General features: G+C 34.3%; 14 protein-coding genes. 7 read left to right on the top strand and 7 right to left on the bottom strand.

Annotation, left to right across the window (positions count from 1 at the left end):
• Window positions 1-239: 239 nt before the first annotated feature.
• On the bottom strand, window positions 240-1,349 hold the full coding sequence (gene sohB / locus GQ589_RS00750; protein WP_160423940.1) for a protease SohB: 1,110 nt from the start codon (window positions 1,347-1,349) through the stop codon (window positions 240-242).
• Between the two features lie 141 nt (window positions 1,350-1,490).
• Between sohB and GQ589_RS00745 the strand changes: the two genes are divergently transcribed.
• Window positions 1,491-3,203 (top strand): formate--tetrahydrofolate ligase, encoded by a 1,713-nt coding sequence (locus GQ589_RS00745; RefSeq protein ID WP_160423938.1) that lies wholly within the window; start codon window positions 1,491-1,493, stop codon window positions 3,201-3,203.
• The gene (locus tag GQ589_RS00740) at window positions 3,203-3,619 is read left to right on the top strand and encodes an RnfABCDGE type electron transport complex subunit B (protein ID WP_160423935.1); all 417 of its coding nucleotides are present in this window, start codon (window positions 3,203-3,205) and stop codon (window positions 3,617-3,619) included. The genes GQ589_RS00745 and GQ589_RS00740 overlap by 1 nt, the downstream gene beginning before the upstream one ends.
• A gap of 34 nt (window positions 3,620-3,653) precedes the next feature.
• On the opposite strand, the gene typA is transcribed toward GQ589_RS00740, so the two are convergent.
• Entirely contained in the window at window positions 3,654-5,480 is a 1,827-nt protein-coding gene (typA, locus tag GQ589_RS00735) for a ribosome-dependent GTPase TypA (protein ID WP_160400179.1), read from the bottom strand.
• Between the two features lie 143 nt (window positions 5,481-5,623).
• Window positions 5,624-6,157: a menaquinone-dependent protoporphyrinogen IX dehydrogenase gene (gene hemG / locus GQ589_RS00730; protein ID WP_160400180.1), complete on the bottom strand. Its 534-nt coding sequence runs from the start codon at window positions 6,155-6,157 to the stop codon at window positions 5,624-5,626.
• Between the two features lie 144 nt (window positions 6,158-6,301).
• Between hemG and glmU the strand changes: the two genes are divergently transcribed.
• Entirely contained in the window at window positions 6,302-7,681 is a 1,380-nt protein-coding gene (gene glmU, locus GQ589_RS00725) for a bifunctional UDP-N-acetylglucosamine diphosphorylase/glucosamine-1-phosphate N-acetyltransferase GlmU (protein WP_160424024.1), read from the top strand.
• Between the two features lie 3 nt (window positions 7,682-7,684).
• The gene (gene glmS / locus GQ589_RS00720; protein WP_160423934.1) at window positions 7,685-9,517 is read left to right on the top strand and encodes a glutamine--fructose-6-phosphate transaminase (isomerizing); all 1,833 of its coding nucleotides are present in this window, start codon (window positions 7,685-7,687) and stop codon (window positions 9,515-9,517) included.
• A 558-nt stretch (window positions 9,518-10,075) separates the two neighbouring features.
• Here glmS and GQ589_RS00715 read toward each other — a convergent pair.
• Both GQ589_RS00715 and GQ589_RS00710 read right to left on the bottom strand, forming a co-directional pair.
• Window positions 10,076-11,260, bottom strand: a complete 1,185-nt coding sequence (locus GQ589_RS00715; protein WP_160423930.1) for a UbiH/UbiF/VisC/COQ6 family ubiquinone biosynthesis hydroxylase — start codon at window positions 11,258-11,260, stop codon at window positions 10,076-10,078.
• 18 nt (window positions 11,261-11,278) lie between these two features.
• Window positions 11,279-11,449 (bottom strand): Sec-independent protein translocase subunit TatA, encoded by a 171-nt coding sequence (locus tag GQ589_RS00710; RefSeq protein ID WP_202112414.1) that lies wholly within the window; start codon window positions 11,447-11,449, stop codon window positions 11,279-11,281.
• Between the two features lie 627 nt (window positions 11,450-12,076).
• Here GQ589_RS00710 and GQ589_RS00705 point away from each other — a divergent pair.
• Together GQ589_RS00705 and GQ589_RS00700 are read left to right on the top strand one after the other, a co-directional pair.
• Window positions 12,077-12,766: a S24 family peptidase gene (locus GQ589_RS00705; protein WP_160411155.1), complete on the top strand. Its 690-nt coding sequence runs from the start codon at window positions 12,077-12,079 to the stop codon at window positions 12,764-12,766.
• 257 nt (window positions 12,767-13,023) lie between these two features.
• On the top strand, window positions 13,024-14,859 hold the full coding sequence (locus GQ589_RS00700; RefSeq protein WP_160423928.1) for an ABC transporter ATP-binding protein: 1,836 nt from the start codon (window positions 13,024-13,026) through the stop codon (window positions 14,857-14,859).
• A 69-nt stretch (window positions 14,860-14,928) separates the two neighbouring features.
• Here GQ589_RS00700 and dacB read toward each other — a convergent pair whose 3' ends face one another.
• Complete coding sequence (gene dacB / locus GQ589_RS00695) at window positions 14,929-16,365, bottom strand: serine-type D-Ala-D-Ala carboxypeptidase (RefSeq protein ID WP_160411153.1); 1,437 nt, start codon at window positions 16,363-16,365, stop codon at window positions 14,929-14,931.
• Between the two features lie 181 nt (window positions 16,366-16,546).
• Here dacB and GQ589_RS00690 point away from each other — a divergent pair, with 181 nt between their 5' ends.
• Window positions 16,547-17,569 carry a TerC/Alx family metal homeostasis membrane protein gene (locus tag GQ589_RS00690; protein ID WP_160423925.1) on the top strand — a complete coding sequence of 341 codons (1,023 nt, stop codon included), beginning with the start codon at window positions 16,547-16,549 and terminating at the stop codon, window positions 17,567-17,569.
• Between the two features lie 34 nt (window positions 17,570-17,603).
• Here the strand turns inward: GQ589_RS00690 and cycA are convergent, their stop codons facing one another.
• Window positions 17,604-18,977, bottom strand: coding sequence for a D-serine/D-alanine/glycine transporter (gene cycA / locus GQ589_RS00685; protein WP_160411151.1), 1,374 nt, complete (start codon window positions 18,975-18,977; stop codon window positions 17,604-17,606).
• Window positions 18,978-18,985 lie beyond the last annotated feature (8 nt).

The following is an 18,985-nucleotide window of genomic DNA, read 5'->3' as shown; positions in this document are numbered from 1 at the left end:
ATTGTCCTTAAGCGCAATGATTTGTGATTTAATGAATTTGAAAAGATATATTTGGGATTTAAATAATATTCATAAAGAATTATGAATACTTTTACATGTTAAACCGCAAACTAAAGAATAGATATTCAGTTTTAACGATTAATATCATTGTTAAAAAGTGGGATAAAATGCTTAAGAATTTCAATAAAAGTTATGATTTATTCATAGAGTTTTATACATAACATAATAAAAAGGGCTGTCTACAGCCCTTTTTCTTGTCTAAAGAATAATCTTTCAACATTTTTTATTACATTTTTAGAAATTCTTTCTGATAGTTTTTGCTTACGTTGATAGCTAACAGAAATAATTTTATGTGTTTCTAAGTGAGACAGAATAAAGTCATCGCTCGTACTAATTTCATCGACTAAGCCTTTGTCTTTGGCTTGTGTTGCAAACCAGTGTTCACCTGTAGCAACTTGTTCAATATCAACATTTGGTCTATACTCTTTCACAAAATCTTTAAACAGAAGATGCGTTTCTTCAAGTTCTTGTTTGAATTTTTGACGACCTTCATCTGTGTTTTCTCCAAACATTGTCAATGTGCGTTTATACTCACCTGCTGTTTGTAGCTCAATATCAACATCATGTTTTTTAAGTAAGCGATTAAAGTTAGGGATTTGCGCAACAACGCCAATTGAACCCACAATAGCAAACGGTGCTGCCACAATTTTATGTGCGGTACATGCCATCATATAACCACCACTGGCAGCAACTTTATCAACCACTGCAGTGAAAGGAATGTTACGTTGTCTAAACCGTAATAATTGCGATGCCGCCAGTCCGTAACCGTGAACCACACCACCGGGACTTTCAAGTTTAACAACAACATTGTCTTCTGGTTTAATCACGGCTAATACAGCAGTGATTTCTTGGCGTAATTCTTCAACTTCATGAGCATCCATACTGCCATTAAAAGATAATACAAACAATTTAGGTTTGACTTGTTGATTGGTTTTACTTTCTGCAGGCTTTGATGATGTATCTGGCGCTATTTGCTGGTCAGAATTTTGTTGATTTTTAGCTTGTTTCTTTTTTTGTTTCGCTGCTAATTTTGCCTGTTTTTTTTCTAGCTTTTTCTGTTTTTTAAGATCTTTCATAAACAGTTTAGCTTCTAGCTCGTCCATGCTTGACATCAACATGTCATCTTTGACTTGTTCATATTCTTGGCTAATATCTTTAACTGATAAGCGCCCTGTCGCTGTTGTAGATTTTCGGCGTTGGCTTAATATAAAAATGAGCACAGCTAAAATAGCAATAACGACTGTTGTTGTTTCAGCTAAAAAAAGTGAATACTGTGAAAACCAATTCATTTAACTATTATCCTTTGATTGAATGAAATCCGTTTATTATAACAAGATAATTGTAGATTGTGCCGAAAATTAATAAAGATTAAATTGTCGCTTTATTCGGCAATTTAAATTATTTATACTAATCTCCCAATCTATTGTTAAATGAGAATAAATATGTCTTTACGCCCAATTACCGAAATCGCTAAACAATACAATATTCCAGATGAGTTTGTATTACCTTATGGCAAGCATGTCGCTAAAATCGATTTATCCATTATCAAAACCAATCAAAATAAATCTAATGGTAAACTAGTTTTAGTTACCGCTATCACACCAACACCGCTTGGCGAAGGGAAAACCGTTAATACTATTGGGCTAAGTGAGGGCTTAAATTATATCGGTAAAACAGCAATTGCTTGTATTCGTCAACCAAGCCTTGGTCCGGTTTTTGGTGTTAAAGGTGGCGCTGCTGGTGGTGGGCAAGCTGAAGTATTACCGATGGAAACATTAAATTTACATTTAACCGGTGATATTCACGCAATTACTGCTGCTCATGATTTGGCATCGGCCGCATTAGATTCACGCCTTTATCATGAAGAGCGTCTAGGTGATGAATTTACCGCCCAAACAGGTTTACCTCGTTTAAATATTGATGTTAATCGCATTGTTTGGAAACGTGTGATTGACCATAATGATCGTGCACTTCGTAAAATAACTGTCGGTGTGGGTGGTGGCGTTAATGGTGTTGAACGCCAAGATGGATTTGAAATTACCGCAGCATCAGAACTCATGGCAATTTTAGCCTTAGCTTCAGATTTACACGATATGCGTACTCGTATTGGTCGTATTATTCTTGCTTATAACACGCAAGGCGAAGCTATTACCGCAGAACAACTTGAAGTTGCAGGCGCTATGACGGTATTACTTAAAAATGCTATAAACCCTAACTTAATGCAAACCGTTGAACATACACCTGTATTAATTCATGCTGGTCCTTTTGCTAATATTGCCCATGGTAATTCATCTGTCATTGCTGATCGTATTGCTTTACAACTTGCCGATTATGTTGTGACCGAAGCAGGATTTGGATCGGATATGGGGATGGAAAAATTCTTTAATATTAAATACCGTCAAGCTGGTATCAAAGCGTCATGTGTGGTATTGGTTGCAACGGTGCGAAGTCTAAAATCCAATAGCGGAAAGTATAATATCAAACCAGGGCAAGCTATTCCGAAAGAAATTTCAGAATCCAACGTTGAATTACTTGAGATTGGTGCAACTAATTTGGCATGGCATATTAATAATGCAAAAAGTTATGGCTTACAAGTGATCGTCGCTATTAATCGCTTTCCACACGACAGTGAGGAAGAACTAGCATTTTTACAACAATATGCAGTTAAACATGGTGCCTTTGCTTGTGAAGTAAGTGAAGTCTTTACTCAAGGCGGTAAAGGCGCTGAAAAATTAGCACAGCATGTTATTAAAGCGTGTGAAATGCCAAGTGAAATTAAATTACCTTATCCAGACAATATGCCACTCGCTGATAAAATTCAAACTATGGTAAAAAAATACGGTGCTAATAAAGCCAATTTATCGCCAAAAGCGTTAGAAAACATCAAAGAAATTGAAGCATTGAAACTTGATCATCTTCCTCTTTGTATTGCTAAAACTCCAATGTCAATCAGTGCTGATGCTAACTTAAAAAATGTACCCACTAATTTTGACGTTGATATCAGTCATTTGGCTATTTCAGCTGGGGCTGGCTTTATTCGTGTTTACGCTGGAAATGTCATGACGATGCCGGGGCTTGGTACTAATCCTGCTTATAGGCATATTGATATTGACAAGGATGGTAATATTGTAGGTTTAAGTTAATGCAAGAAGTGATTATGCAAACTAAACAAGAATATAAAGCGTTTATTGATGAAGAGAACTGTATTGGTTGTGGCAAATGCATTCGTGTTTGCCCAACCGATGCTATAGTGGGCAGTAAGCAAGTATTACACACTATTTTGCCACCGCTATGCACTTCGTGCAGTAATTGTATTAATACCTGTCCAACAGACTGTATTACATTAAGCACATTAGGTACTGTATTAAGTGAATCAGAAGAGTTAGCGCTAACTGAGAAAAAACAACAGCGGTTAAATCACAACCAATTGGTGCCACCAACAATTTTGTTTCCTCGTACCACACCAGTGGCAAATAAAGCTAGCACATCGGTCGACAGGAAACAGTCTATCGCCGACGCCATTGCTAGAGTAAAAGCCAAAAAAAACCTCGCTAAATAGCGAGGTTTTCATATTAAGATAGAACTAATAATAATTAGTCTTTATTACCACTTCTAAACGCACGTTTACGATCATTTTCAGTTAAATGACGTTTACGTAAACGGATAGATAATGGTGTAACTTCCACTAATTCGTCATCATCAATAAACTCTAGTGCTTGTTCTAATGACATTTTAATTGGTGGTGAAAGTGTTGTTGCCTCATCAGTACCTGATGCTCGCATATTGGTTAATTTTTTCCCCGTTAAACAGTTAACAGTTAAATCGTTTGAACGAGTATGAATACCAATGATTTGACCTTCATACACTTCCGCACCATGACCAAGGAATAATTTACCACGATCTTGTAAACCATACAGAGCATAAGCCAATGCTTTACCAGTACCGTTTGAAATCATAACACCATTATTACGCTGACCAATTTCACCTGGACGAACATCATCATAATGACTAAATGTAGAATAAAGTAAACCAGTACCTGAAGTCATTGTCATAAATTCAGTTCTAAAACCGATAAGACCACGGCTTGGTATGACATAATCTAAACGCACACGACCTTTACCATCTGGTAACATGTTGGTTAGATCACCTTTGCGTAAACCAAGTGCTTCCATCACTGAACCTTGATGTTGTTCTTCAATATCAAGGGTAACTTGTTCGAATGGCTCTTGTTTTTTACCGTCAACTTCTCTAAAAATAACTTTAGGACGAGATACGCCTAATTCATAACCTTCACGACGCATATTTTCGATCAGTACTGATAAATGTAATTCACCACGGCCTGATACTCTAAAGGCGTCGGGGTCTGGGGTTTCTTCAACACGCAACGCAACATTATGTACAAGTTCTTTATTTAAACGCTCAAGAATTTGGCGAGAAGTGACATATTTACCTTCTTTACCTGCAAATGGAGAGCTATTAACATTAAAAAACATGGTTACTGTTGGTTCATCAACAGTTAACGCTGGTAATGCTTCAACGCAGCTATTATCGCAAATCGTATCAGAAATCCCGAGTTCGCCAAGACCTGTTAGAGCAATAATATCACCCGCTTCGGCAACTTCGGCTTCATAACGTTGTAAACCTAAATGACCTAGTACTTGCCCTACTTTGCCTGTACGTTTGTTACCTTCACTATCGACAATAGTCACTTGTTGATTTGGTTTAACACGACCACGTTTAATTCGACCAATACCAATAACTCCAACATAATTATTATAATCAAGCTGTGAAATTTGCATTTGGAATGGACCATCTAAATCAACTTTTGGTGGCTCAACATGCTTAACAATCGCTTCAAATAATGGCGTCATATCTTCAGCCATATTTTCGTGATCTTCACCAGCTATGCCCATTAAAGCAGAAGCATAAACGATAGGGAAATCTAACTGTTCATCAGTTGCTCCTAAATTAACAAATAGATCAAATACTTGATCAACTACCCAATCAGGGCGAGCTCCTGGACGGTCAACTTTATTGATAACCACAATCGGTTTTAAACCATAGGCAAAAGCTTTTTGCGTTACAAAACGGGTTTGAGGCATTGGTCCGTCCATTGCATCAACAAGTAATAGCACAGAGTCAACCATCGACATAACACGTTCAACTTCACCACCAAAATCAGCATGTCCTGGGGTGTCAACAATATTAATTCGGTAACCATTCCAATCAATCGCAGTATTTTTAGCTAAAATGGTAATACCACGCTCTTTTTCAAGCGCATTTGAATCCATTATGCGTTCATTATCATCACCACGCAGATTATCTAACGTACCTGACTGTTTTAATAACTTGTCAACCAAGGTTGTTTTACCATGGTCAACGTGAGCAATAATGGCTATATTTCTTAAATTTTCAATCACAATTAAAATCCCAATTAGGAGATAAATTCTTTAGGCGCGATATTGTACACCTTTTTAGTCGAAATGTTGATCTATATCACAAAGTTTCTTAAAAAGAACTTGAGCACTTGATAAGTTTAAAAAAATTTCATGAAGCGATGAGTTTAAGTATTAAATTTTTTAGCAAACTCATCTACCTTTGCCCAATCTGTATATTCAATAATCGGTTTTGTCACATCGGTATCACCTTTACCTAGCCACATAATAAAACGGATCATATTACGATCAAACCAGTTATATTGAGGATAATAAAGAGCACCTGCAAAAACAGCGGTAAAAGTGGGTTTCCATGCTATTTTAGCTAGAAATTTTTTGGTATATAAGTTGGTTTCTGGTGTATTTTTATGTGGCTTTCTTGCTACGACATTTACACCAAAAAATCCTGACTTCATATTATTTAATTGTTGATAATGTTCATCAATAAATTTTTTCATTAATTTACTATAAAATCCATAGCGAATGGAACTTCCCAACAATACGGCATCATAGTTTGAAAGCTCGATTTTGCTATCAGCTAAAAGTTCAATAACATCGCAGTAACATTTATCGTCTAACTGTGTTTTAATACGTTGCATGATCTTAAGTGTTTGTTTTTCATGAGTTGTGTAAAGTAATAAAACCTTTTTTGTTGTATTCATAATATAAAACCTTATTTGATAATGGCTTATCATAAATCAATTTTACTTTTTTTATTATAAAAATTAACGAACTGGGGGTGATTTCATAGAAGACTTTGATTATAGTAGTTAACTTATTTAACTGGACTGGAACTGATTATGGCGATTTCACCAACAAAACTTAGTGCAATTATTTTAGCAGCAGGAAAAGGCACACGGATGTATTCCGAGCAGCCAAAAGTATTACACAAAATCGGTGGTAAGCCGATGTTACAACATGTTATTGATACCGTGCAACAACTTAATATAAATCGCACTAATATTGTTTATGGTCATGGTAAATCGCAGCTCGAAATTGCACTTAAAGATCAACATGTCGAACTTATCTATCAAGCAGAACAACTTGGCACAGGGCATGCAGTTCAACAGGCTAGCACTTATATTCAAGATGACGAAGATATTTTGATTCTTTATGGGGATACGCCATTAATTTCGGTTGAAACATTAAAAAATTTAATCGCTAGCAAAACAGAGCACGGTATTGCATTATTAACAGTAACGTTAGATGACCCAACAGGGTATGGACGAATTGAACGAAAAAAGGGCAAAGTTATCGCCATTGTTGAACAGAAAGATGCCTCTCTTGAGCAACAAAAAATCAAAGAAATTAACACAGGTATTATGCTTGTTACTGGTAAATTACTCAAAGATTGGTTGTCTCGTTTAAGCAATGATAATGCACAAAAAGAGTATTACTTAACGGATATCATTGCCTTTGCTTATCAAGATGGTTATAACATTAAAACATCACAACCTATACAACAATTTGAAGTTGAAGGCGTCAATAATCGCCTGCAATTGGCAACATTAGAACGACAATATCAACATCAACAAACACAAAATTTATTATTAGCAGGCGTAACATTGCTTGACCCAACTCGTTTTGACTTACGAGGATCTCTATCGCACGGTAAAGATGTTACGATTGATTGTAATGTAATTATTGAAGGCAATGTCAAATTAGGTAATAACGTATTTATTGGTGCAGGTTGTATTTTGAAAAATTGTACAATTGATGATGATTCAAGTATCAGTCCATATAGCATTATTGAAGATTCAACCATCGCTAAACAATGTACTATCGGGCCATTCGCCCGCTTACGACCGGGTTCACAACTTGATGAACAAGCTCATGTCGGCAACTTTGTTGAACTAAAAAAGACACATCTAGGCCAAGCCAGCAAAGCCGGACACTTAAGCTATCTTGGCGATAGTGAAATTGGTAGTAACGTCAACATTGGTGCAGGCACCATCACCTGTAATTATGACGGTGCCAATAAATTTAAAACCATTATTGAGGATGATGTGTTTGTCGGTTCTGATACGCAATTAATTGCACCTGTAAAAGTGGGTAAAGGGGCAACTATTGCAGCAGGAACAACGGTTACCAATAATGTGAATGAGAATGAATTGGTCGTAAGCCGAGTAAAACAAAAACAACTTGCTGGTTGGAAACGACCAACAAAGTCAACTGACGAGGAATAAACTATGTGTGGTATTGTGGGTGCTATCGCCAAACGTGATGTTGCTGAAATATTATTAGAAGGTTTAAAACGATTAGAATATCGTGGTTATGACTCCGCTGGAATTGCAATTATTTCACCACAAGGTGAATTACAGCGTATTCGCCGTGTTGGTAAAGTACAAGCACTAAAAGACGCAGTTGAGCAACATCCAATAAAAGGAACTACAGGAATTGCTCATACCCGATGGGCAACCCACGGTGAACCAGTTGAACATAATGCCCATCCTCATGTATCTAGTTTTATTGCTGTTGTACACAATGGCATTATTGAAAATTTTGAACCACTACGTGAGAAATTGATCTCTAAAGGTTATCAATTCCGTTCAGAAACCGATACCGAAGTAATTGCCCACTTAATTCATAACATTATAACAACCGAAGATTGTTCCTTATTTGACGCTGTACAAAAAGCTATCCCACAATTGCGTGGCGCTTATGGTACCGTAATTATGGACACCCGCAATCCTGATATCCTTATTGCGGCACGCTCAGGTAGTCCTTTAGTTATCGGTTGCGGCATAGGCGAGCACTTTATCGCATCTGATCAATTAGCACTATTGCCAGTTACCCGCCGATTTATTTATTTAGAAGAAGGCGATATCGCACATATCACTCAGCGAACAGTGACCATATTGGATAAAAATCACCAAGAAGTAACAAGACCATGTATAGAATCTGATGCACAATATGATGCGGGCAGCAAAGCAGGCTATAGTCATTACATGCAAAAAGAGATCTACGAACAACCTAATGCGATTAAAAATACGCTTGAAGGCCGCATGGTGCATGGCAAGGTCGATTTATCAGAGTTAGGCGAGCAAGCGGAAGCCATTCTTAAACAGGTTGAGCATGTTCAAATTGTTGCCTGTGGTACTGCTTATAATGCTGGTATGGTTGCACGTTATTGGTTTGAAGCTTTAGCTGGAATTCCTTGTGATGTCGAAATTGCGTCAGAATTTCGTTACCGTAACCCGGCTCGCCGCAAAAATAGCTTATTTATCACACTTTCACAGTCGGGCGAAACGGCAGACACACTCGCGGCATTACGATTAGCGAAAGAAAATAATTACCTAAATACCCTTGCGATCTGTAATGTAGCAGCCTCAACACTCGTGCGTGAAGCTGATTTAGTGCTATTAACCAAAGCTGGGGTTGAAATTGGCGTTGCATCAACTAAGGCCTTTACCACACAATTAACGGTTTTATTGCTACTAGTTGCTAAACTAGGACGCATAAATAATATGGCAGAAAGTACCGAACAAGCTATTGTGCATGCGTTACAAATTCTACCAAACCGCATTGAGCAAGTGCTCATGGCAGAACCTCAAATTAAGAAATTTGCTAGACATTTTGTTGACAAACGTCATGCGTTATTCTTAGGTCGAGGTGATGAGTATCCAATCGCTATGGAAGCTTCGCTAAAACTCAAAGAAATATCTTATATTCACGCTGAGGCCTATGCTGCTGGTGAACTCAAACATGGTCCACTGGCATTAATTGATGCGGATATGCCTGTTATTGTTATGGCACCAACCAACGAAATGCTAGAAAAATTAAAATCTAATATAGAAGAGGTTCGAGCACGAGGTGGTCAACTGTATGTCTTTGCTCAAGAAGATGCTGGCTTTGTTAGTGATGATACCATGCATATTATCAATCTTCCCCATATTGAAGAGCTAACCGCACCGATTTACTACACCGTACCAACCCAGTTACTGGCGTATCATGTTGCTTTGATCAAAGGCACCGATGTCGATCAGCCAAGAAATTTAGCAAAATCGGTAACCGTGGAGTAAGTCTGGCTTTATAAGCTACAAAAGTTTATTATTGGTTTTGATATAAAATATCAAAACCAATAACGCATAAAAACCTCCCAGAAAACATATTGATTTTATTAAAATTTTTAATGAAATTATCGTCACTCAGTCAAAATTTGATTAACATTAATTACCTATTGGAATTAAAAGACACCTATTTATCACGTGAATTTATTATCCAATGGCAAGAAAGTGACTTTGTATTCATTCAGTAATTATTGAAGACTTTAACCTATAAGCATTAGGCGTTGAAATTACTGCTAGTTTACTCTGGCTACTAGAAAATACCTGCCATCTTAACAAGTTGGTGCGTTATCATAATTATCCATAAAAAATACGAGTAGATAATGAACCAAAATTTACTAGAAATACGCTCACCAGTTGGGTAAAACTTCATGATATCACTATTGATTATATTGAGCTTACAGCCAATATCAAAACAGTTACATTGAACAATACCACACTTATTTAACTGAAGTATTAGAATTGTATCTTTTTAACAATCTAGAGAAAACTTGGAGTATAACCGAAGAATGACTAAATATTCATAGCATATTTAATCAGTTGTCTTTTTAATAGTGGGCTATGATCTATGGTATTCATGCCAATTGTTCTTAACGTTTTTTTTAGTAAATTATCACCATTAAACATATCTTGAATAGTTCGCATAGCTGCAAGCATAATTAATGTATCTTTACGGCGATTAAACTGATACGATTTTAAATTACTAGCCAAACCTATATCTTTTTGTTCATTAACTAATGTTTTAATTGTAGAAACTAATAAAGCGGAATCCTGAAAACCTAGATTTACACCTTGTCCAGCTAAAGGATGAATAGTATGTGCTGCATCACCAATCAACACAAATCTATGCTTAACAAACTGTTTTGCAAAGCGTTCTTTTAAAGGAAATACCATACGCGAATTAATTAATTGGCATTTACCCACTTTATCACCAGTTAACGCAAATAGTTTATTTGAAAATTCAAATTCAGAAATTGATGCTAAAACCGCAGCATGATCAGGTTTAGTCGACCAAACTAAACAACTTTTATTTTCCTGCCAAAGTGGAAGAAAAGCAATAATTCCATTTGGATAAAAAACTTGTTTAGCACAAGATTGATGAGAGTATTCTGTTTTAACCGTTGTAATGACCGCATTATGAAGATAATTGCGTTCAAATGTAGAAATATTTTCATATTTACGCACCCAAGAATGAGCACCATCTGCACCTATCATTAATTTAGCTTGTAAAACACTTTTATCTGCAAGAGTTAGAAAGACAAAGTCGTCATTAAAAGCACAATCAATTGCTTCACAATTATACATATTAATGTTAGGACAATTTAAAGCATATTGGTACAGATAATGAGAAATAACATTATTTTCTATAATATAACCTAAATTTGGGCAATTATAATTTTTAGCATGTGCGGACAAATGTGCTTGACCATTTTTTTCCCATACACCTATCTCAGTAAATTCTTGCACGCGATTGCTATTGCATAAATCATCCCAAATGCCTATTTGCGAAAAATACTGTTGGCTCGAACCATTAATAGCAGAAGCTCTAATACCAATTTCTACATGCGAAAAGAATTCGTGTTGATGAATTTTATTATCTATAATCGCAATATTTAGAGCATTTTTACTCAGTGCACAAGCGGTAGCTAAACCAACTAACCCACCGCCGACAATTATCACATCAAATTGAATATTCATTTGAATAAATGCAACTATTTAACTTAATCTATCATCATTCTTTGGTTCAACCTCATCATCATTCATCGCTTTTTTAAAGCCTTTCAATGCTGAACCAAGATCAGAACCTAAATGACGCAATTTTTTAGTGCCAAATAATAAAATGACCACAGCAAGAAACACTAAAAGATGTGGGATGCTAAAAGACATAATCAAATCCTCTCAATAAATATAGCTCTTCATTAGGATAGGTTACAAAACAAATTTTATGACGAATTTATTATACTCTTTTTATTGTAGGATTTCATGAATAGTTCAGAAATAAAAAAAAAAGCCTGTATAAAACTATACAGGCCAACATGAAATATAAGGAATATAAGGAAAGAAAACAATGAAAAATCCTTACCATTCTTATTATCCATTTTTTTTCGCCCACGTCAACGTTTTTATTTGTTTTTTTATTTGCTTTTATTTGTTTAAACATTGCGCAAAAAAATAAGTAATTAAAAAACAAATAGATAAACAAAAACAAAACCACCATAAAATATTGATCAATATCAAAAACAATTAAAAAAATAAAATTTATCATTTAAATAAATATTTTTAGCATAAAAACACGAAAAACAAAATAAAAAAACACATTGCCACTTTCATAAAAGTGATAAGAATAACAAATTAAAAACAGAAAAAAATAAAAAATAAAAGCATAAAACAAAAAAATCACGCAAATTAATAAATAAAAAATTTTTTATTGTATTTTCAATGTATTTACTATTTAAAATCAAAAAAAATACTTTATAATTAATAAAATTACACAAGAAAAATAATGGAGCAACGATGAAAGCAACTAAAAATAATAATGTCAAAACATTTAAAGATAGATTACACAGTTCAATGCAGGGGTTATCTGTTTCCGCTTTCGCTAAAAAATGCGATATGTCTGAAACAGTAATTAGAGATTATTTATCCGGGAAAACCTACCCTTCACTTACTCGTCTAGAAGTAATTGCTGAAAAATGTAATGTATCTTTCAATTGGCTTGCCACTGGTCATAGGCAAGAATTTGTGGACTCGAAAAATGAAGAAGATGTCTACAATGAAAATATTTATCGAATTCCTGTCTACAAAAAACAATTACCAACTAAAGAAGAAGCACAAAAAGAACGTTTTGTTAGAGAAACACCTCCGGTTATGAACTACCCTATTATTGAGGGTTGGGTAAAACATCGAGGCTTAGATGCAAAAAGATTAATCATATATTGGGCCAAAGGTGATTTAATGTCACCTGAAATAGAAAATAATAACGGTCTAATTCTTAATACTGAAATAAGTGATATTGTTGATGGAGCAATTTATTTAATTGAATATGAAGATATAACCTTTCTAAGAAAGGTACGCTTAACACTCAATGGATGGTTATTGATTTGTAATAATAGCCAACATCCTACCATCGAAGTACCCAAGAATGACTTCCATAAATATCATATTGTTGGACGTGTTGTACTAATTATTAAAGACATTTTTTAATGTTTTTAATAATTATATCAACTTCCAATACATAATCTAAAATTGAGGAAATATTTAACGTGTATTTCCTCATAGGTTTATTTAATATTTTTATCATCAAAAACTGCAAGCATATAATTAAGCATTCTTTGTTTAACATATTAAATACAACCTTAGTCTTAGTGAAAAAAACATTTGTATTTATTTGCACTCCTTTCATTTTTCTATATTATTGACAACATCAACGGTGAAAATTTTTATTATTAATTAGGTCTAATATGTATCAATTTTTTGAAAAATTGGTGTCATCTTACCCAAAAGATGAACCTCAATCCATGTCTAAAAATTTTTTTAGTTTCATATGGCAATCAACCAAAGGGACTCGATTACTTTTACTGTTACTAATTATTTTTAGTGCCTTAGGTGGTGCTTTTGAAGCTTTTTTATACGCTATTTTAGGTAGAATTATTGACTGGATTGCCTCTGTTGAACCTAACAAATTTTGGCAACAAGAGAAAACAACATTAGTACTATTAGCCTTAATCATTTTAGCAAGTACCTTTATTATTGGACTACAAACTATTATTAAGCATCAGTGCCTAGCTGGGAATTTTCCGATGAGAATGCGTTGGAATCTACACCGATTAGTACTAAATCAAAGTATGCATTTTTTTCAAAATGAGTTTGCAGGAAGAATATCAGCAAAAGTCATGCAAACAGCACTTGCGATTCGAGATACTTGTTTTTTAGTATCAGATATTTTTATCTATGTCTTGATTTCTTTTATTACCATGGCAACCATCATCGGGCAATTAAATATTTGGTTATTAATTCCATTTGTAATTTGGTGTCTAATTTATGGTATTGCCATGTATTATTTCATTCCCCGTTTAAGTAAGGTTGCTAGCATGCAAGCTGATGCCCGTTCTACAATGACAGGGCGAGTAACGGACGCCTATACCAATATTATGACAGTCAAACTATTTTCTCACTCGGGTAATGAGGCAAAATATGCACAAGAATCAATGGATGAATTTTTAGTTACTGTTAATAAACAAATGCGTTTAGTCAGTACTTTTGAAATTGTTAATCATTTATTATCAGTTTCGTTAATACTAAGTACAACAGGCGTTGCCCTATGGTTGTGGACAAATCAATTAATTGGTATTGGTGCAATAGCAACAACAACAGCTGTAGCGCTTCGATTAAATGGTTTTTCACACTGGATCATGTGGGAAATGACCGCCTTATTTGAAAATATTGGTGTTGTGAAAGATGGAATTAATACTTTTTCTATAACTAAAACAATAGTCGATCAACCTAATGCATCTAAGCTTAATATAACTCAAGGAAAAATCGAGTTTAAACATATTAATTTCAGCTATGATGAAAAAAAACAAATTTCAATAATTAAAAATTTAGATCTAACGATACAACCAGGTGAAAAAATTGGTTTAGTCGGTCGTTCAGGAGCTGGAAAATCATCGCTGATCAATTTGTTACTCCGTTTCTATGATTTACAAAGTGGCAAAATTATAATTGATGGGCAAGATATTACGTCTGTTACCCAAGAAAGCCTACGAGCTCAAATTGGTATGGTGACACAAGATACTTCTTTACTGCATCGAACAGTTCGAGAAAACTTGCTCTATGGTAACAATCAAGCTACTGAAGAACAAATGATTACCGCAGCCCAAAAAGCACATGCTGATGATTTTATTCAAACATTAGTTGATGCAAGTGGTAGAAAAGGCTATGACGCATTTGTTGGTGAACGAGGTATAAAATTATCGGGGGGGCAAAGACAACGAATAGCTATTGCACGCGTCATTCTTAAAAATGCTCCTATTTTATTATTAGATGAAGCAACAAGTGCCCTGGACTCTGAAATCGAACAAGCAATTCAAGAAAGCTTATACACGTTGATGGAAGGAAAAACAGTTATTGCCATTGCTCATCGTTTGTCAACTATTGCCGCAATGGATAAATTAATCGTACTCGATCAAGGTAAAGTTATTGAACAAGGAACCCACCAAGAATTACTTAAAAAAAATGGGTTATATGCACAACTTTGGAAACATCAAAGTGGTGGATTTTTAGGGGAAAATATTTAATTTAATACTTTACTAATAAATAAATCAGGACACATACTCATATAAAATCTATGTGTCCTTATTGAGCAATTAGTTCATAAAATTTTTATAAAATTCTGATTCAAATCGCATAATTGCACTATTTTTAGGACCATTTTGGCTATCTGCATGGTAACCCGATAATAACTGTACAAAAGCCATATATCTACCATCGGACTTTTGTATAAATCCAGCTAAATTATAGCATCCTTGAATATAACCTGTTTTAGCACGTATCAAGTCCTTAAATGGTGCTTGGTTAAAGCTCTTGCGATTTTGTAAGGTTCCATCAACACCCGCAATTGGTAGCTTTTCAATAATTTTTAATTGTTCGTTATGGGCTGCAATATATTGTAAAACTTCCATTAATTTGTCGGCGCTCACCAAGTTTAATCGAGATAAACCAGAACCATCAGCAATAACTAAGTTTTCAAGATCAATACCCGCTTTTTTGCGTAAAATTTGCTTAACGGCATCCCCCCCATTACGCCATGTTCCTTGAACATTATAATAATGCGCACCTAAAGTTCTAAAAATAACATCCGCATACAAATTATTTGATTTTTTGAGCATCACCGTTAATAAATCAGAAAGTGGCGCTGATTGGTTAGATGCTAATAAATTTAACTTTGAGCTACTCCTTTGATTAACTTCAAATAGCGATCCTGTATAAGTTATCTTTTGTAATTTAAGTTCATTTTTTAAAATAGTAGAAAAATATTCAACACCATCAATCACCGCAAATTTTAATGGTATTTTATCTGAACTTGCGGAAATACAGCCTGATAGATAATATCGATTTTTATATGAATAATTAACATCTAATTCACAATACCTATCATTAATGTCTTTACTATTTTTTGCTATAGTTTTTACACTCCCGATCACCACAACAGGAATATTAGATGGGCCGGAGATAGAGGCTTTTTCACCTACTTTCCCTGGTGTCACTGTTGCATAAAAACAATTATCATCAATAATTGCTGCTGACGGGGAGGTATTATAACAAGCTGTTAAATTATTCCATGACCACCCTTGAGCTTTGTCATGACTAGTAAAAATTGAAGTATCTAAAATCACATTTCCTACAATTTTTTCAATACCTTTTTGGCGTAAAGTAGTAATCATATTTTTTAATTGAGATCGAGTAAACGTTGGATCACCACTTAATTGAATAATTAAATCACCATTTAACTGCTTTTGAGTTATTGCCCCATTGGTTTGTATACGCGTTATAAATCGAAAATCACTACCTAATTCAAGTTGAGCGGCTAAAGCTGTTATTACCTTTTGAGTGCTTGCTGGTTGTTTGAATTGATCACTTTTATATTTTGCTATTGTCTTAGGTTTAGTTCCAACCGATTGAACCAAAATGGATAAATCACTTCCTTTAGGTAAAGAAGATAGATAAGGTTCTACTGGTTGTGCATGTAATAATCCTGAAAAAAAAGGAAGGATGAAAAAAATAATTACCCTGAATTTTATCATGAATGTTGGCTCAAAATGTTATTAAATAAAAACAGTTAAATGTGAATTGCAAATATAACTTTTTTTGATATAGCTAGCAATATATACTCAAGCACTTTTATAATTATGTACTATTGAATAATTCAACATAATAATAAGAAAAATTAACTCCATATAACTTTTAAAACTAGGTAATATAATTATGACTCAACATTCATTAGGTTTTCCAATAGAAACGATGCTAGTATTTATTGGGTTAGCCCTGGCTGCAATTATTATTGATTTATACGCGCATCATAGCGATAAACCTATCAATTTGAAAAATGCCATTATCTGGTCATTATTTTGGATAATAGTCTCATTTGCATTCGCTCTATTTTTATACATTCATCACGGAAGTGAAATAGCTAGTTTATTTATTACAGGCTACGTTCTTGAAAAAACTTTATCAGTCGATAATTTGTTTGTAATTATGGCTATTTTTTCATGGTTTTCTGTACCAAATAATTATCGTCATCGCTTACTTTATTGGGGGATTATTGGTGCTATTATATTTCGTGCCATATTTGTTATTCTTGGTACAGGGTTACTATATTTAGGTCCTTGGATGGAGTTTATGTTTTCAATATTGGTTGCTTGCACAGGAATAATGATGTTGAGGGGGCAAGATAATGAGCAAGATATAAAAGATTATTCAAATCACTTTGCATTTCGCATTGCTAAAGGTATTTTTCCATCTTATCCCAAAATTGTTGGTCATCACTTTTTATTATCACAAAAACAACTTGATGCTGAACTTATAAAACCTGAGAATAATAATTTAGTTGGTAAAATACCTAAAAGTTTTTTTTATGCTACACCGCTATTTTTATGTATTGTTGTAATTGAACTTAGTGACGTTATGTTTGCATTTGATTCAGTTCCTGCTGTAATCGCTGTTAGTCAAGAACCATTAATTGTTTATAGTGCCATGATTTTTGCTATTTTGGGCCTTAGAACAATGTATTTTATTTTACAAGCAATGAAGCAGTATTTAGTTCACATCGGTAAAGCGGTTACTTGCTTACTTTTTTTTATTGCAGGAAAATTAGCTTTAAATGCAAGTAATCATCTATTTGGATATGGTATCGATATAGATGCAACCACAAGTCTTTATATCGTTCTAGGTATACTAACCTTAGGTATTATTGCCAGTATTATTTGGCCAGAAAGAAATAAAAATTAATGTTACAAATCATAGGCAGGTTTTCCTGCCTTAATTAGGAACGTTTTAAAGATCGAATATAGTAACTCACGCCTAAAATAATAAACCAAATAGGCGTTGCAACTAATGCTTGACGAGTATCAGCTTCTAAACTAAGTAACAAAACCATTAAAGCAAAAAAAACCAAACAAACATAACTCATCAAAATTCCACCCGGCATTTTAAATTGGGATTGTTTATGCAAGTTTTCTTTTTTACGACGATAAGCAATATAAGAAATAAGAATCATCGACCAAATAAACATAAATAAAATAGCCGAAATTGTAGTTACTATGGTAAAAGCCTCCATTACATTAGGTACTAGATAAATCAACACAACTCCACCAAATAAACAAATACACGAAAATAATAAACCATTTGCAGGAACTGAACGACTTGACAACTTACCAAAAGGCTCTGGAGCATCCTGTTTTTTAGCCAGCCCAAATAACATTCTGCTTGTTGAGTAAATACCACTATTAGCTGAAGATGCAGCAGATGTTAATACTACAAAATTAATGATACTTGCAGCTGCAGGTAGGCCAATTAAGGTAAATAATTCAACAAAAGGGCTTTTATTCGGAGAAATAAATGTCCATGGTGTTACACTCATAATAATGATCAAAGCAAAAACATAAAAAAAGATAATACGCACAGGCACTGAATTAATAGCACGTGGTAAATTTTTATTTGGATCAACTGTTTCAGCTGCTGTTGTACCAACTAATTCAATTCCTACAAAAGCAAAAATAGCAATTTGAAAACCTGCAAAAAACCCCATAGAACCATGAGGAAAAAATCCACCATATTCCCATAGATTCGAAAATGTAGCTGATGTATTAGTTTGTTCTGAATAAAAAGTAGTTAAAATCATTACCAAACCAATGCCAATCAAGGCTAAAATTGCAATAATTTTAATCATTGAAAACCAAAACTCTGTCTCACCAAACATTTTTACTGTTAATAAGTTTAGAGTTAATAGCAACACAATAGTTAACAACATTGGTATCCATGACTGTAATTCAGGAAACCAATGTTGAGTATATCCAGCAATTGCAACAACGTCTGCAATCCCTGTAACAACCCAACAAAACCAATATGTCCAACCAGTAAAAAAACCAGCCCAAGAACCTAAAAGATCATTAGAAAAATCACTAAATGATTTATAATTCAAATTAGAAAGAAGAATTTCCCCCATCGCACGCATAACAAAAAATAAAATGAAACCAATAATCATATACACAAAAATAATAGAAGGCCCAGCAAGACTGATGGTCTTTCCTGAGCCCATAAACAAGCCGGTCCCTATAGCTCCACTAATTGCGATTAATTGAATATGACGGTTGGAAAGGTTTCTCTTTAGATCATGCTTTGAGGATGTAATGCTCATCGCTATTA

This window comes from Gilliamella sp. Pas-s27 (assembly GCF_009795865.1).
Taxonomy (GTDB): domain Bacteria; phylum Pseudomonadota; class Gammaproteobacteria; order Enterobacterales; family Orbaceae; genus Gilliamella.
Note: the sequence above shows the minus strand (reverse complement) of the source record. Positions and strands in the feature narration are given on the sequence as shown.

Bases quoted from the DNA above. Each gene is read 5' to 3' on its own strand.
- GQ589_RS00745 (WP_160423938.1), top strand. From the start codon at position 1,491: ATGAGAATAAATATGTCTTTACGCCCAATTACCGAAATCGCTAAACAA.
- hemG (WP_160400180.1), bottom strand. From the start codon at position 6,157: ATGAATACAACAAAAAAGGTTTTATTACTTTACACAACTCATGAAAAA.
- sohB (WP_160423940.1), bottom strand. From the start codon at position 1,349: ATGAATTGGTTTTCACAGTATTCACTTTTTTTAGCTGAAACAACAACA.
- GQ589_RS00715 (WP_160423930.1), bottom strand. From the start codon at position 11,260: ATGAATATTCAATTTGATGTGATAATTGTCGGCGGTGGGTTAGTTGGT.
- glmS (WP_160423934.1), top strand. From the start codon at position 7,685: ATGTGTGGTATTGTGGGTGCTATCGCCAAACGTGATGTTGCTGAAATA.
- dacB (WP_160411153.1), bottom strand. From the start codon at position 16,365: ATGATAAAATTCAGGGTAATTATTTTTTTCATCCTTCCTTTTTTTTCA.
- GQ589_RS00700 (WP_160423928.1), top strand. From the start codon at position 13,024: ATGTATCAATTTTTTGAAAAATTGGTGTCATCTTACCCAAAAGATGAA.
- GQ589_RS00710 (WP_202112414.1), bottom strand. From the start codon at position 11,449: ATGTCTTTTAGCATCCCACATCTTTTAGTGTTTCTTGCTGTGGTCATT.
- GQ589_RS00705 (WP_160411155.1), top strand. From the start codon at position 12,077: ATGAAAGCAACTAAAAATAATAATGTCAAAACATTTAAAGATAGATTA.
- GQ589_RS00740 (WP_160423935.1), top strand. From the start codon at position 3,203: ATGCAAGAAGTGATTATGCAAACTAAACAAGAATATAAAGCGTTTATT.
- GQ589_RS00690 (WP_160423925.1), top strand. From the start codon at position 16,547: ATGACTCAACATTCATTAGGTTTTCCAATAGAAACGATGCTAGTATTT.
- cycA (WP_160411151.1), bottom strand. From the start codon at position 18,977: ATGAGCATTACATCCTCAAAGCATGATCTAAAGAGAAACCTTTCCAAC.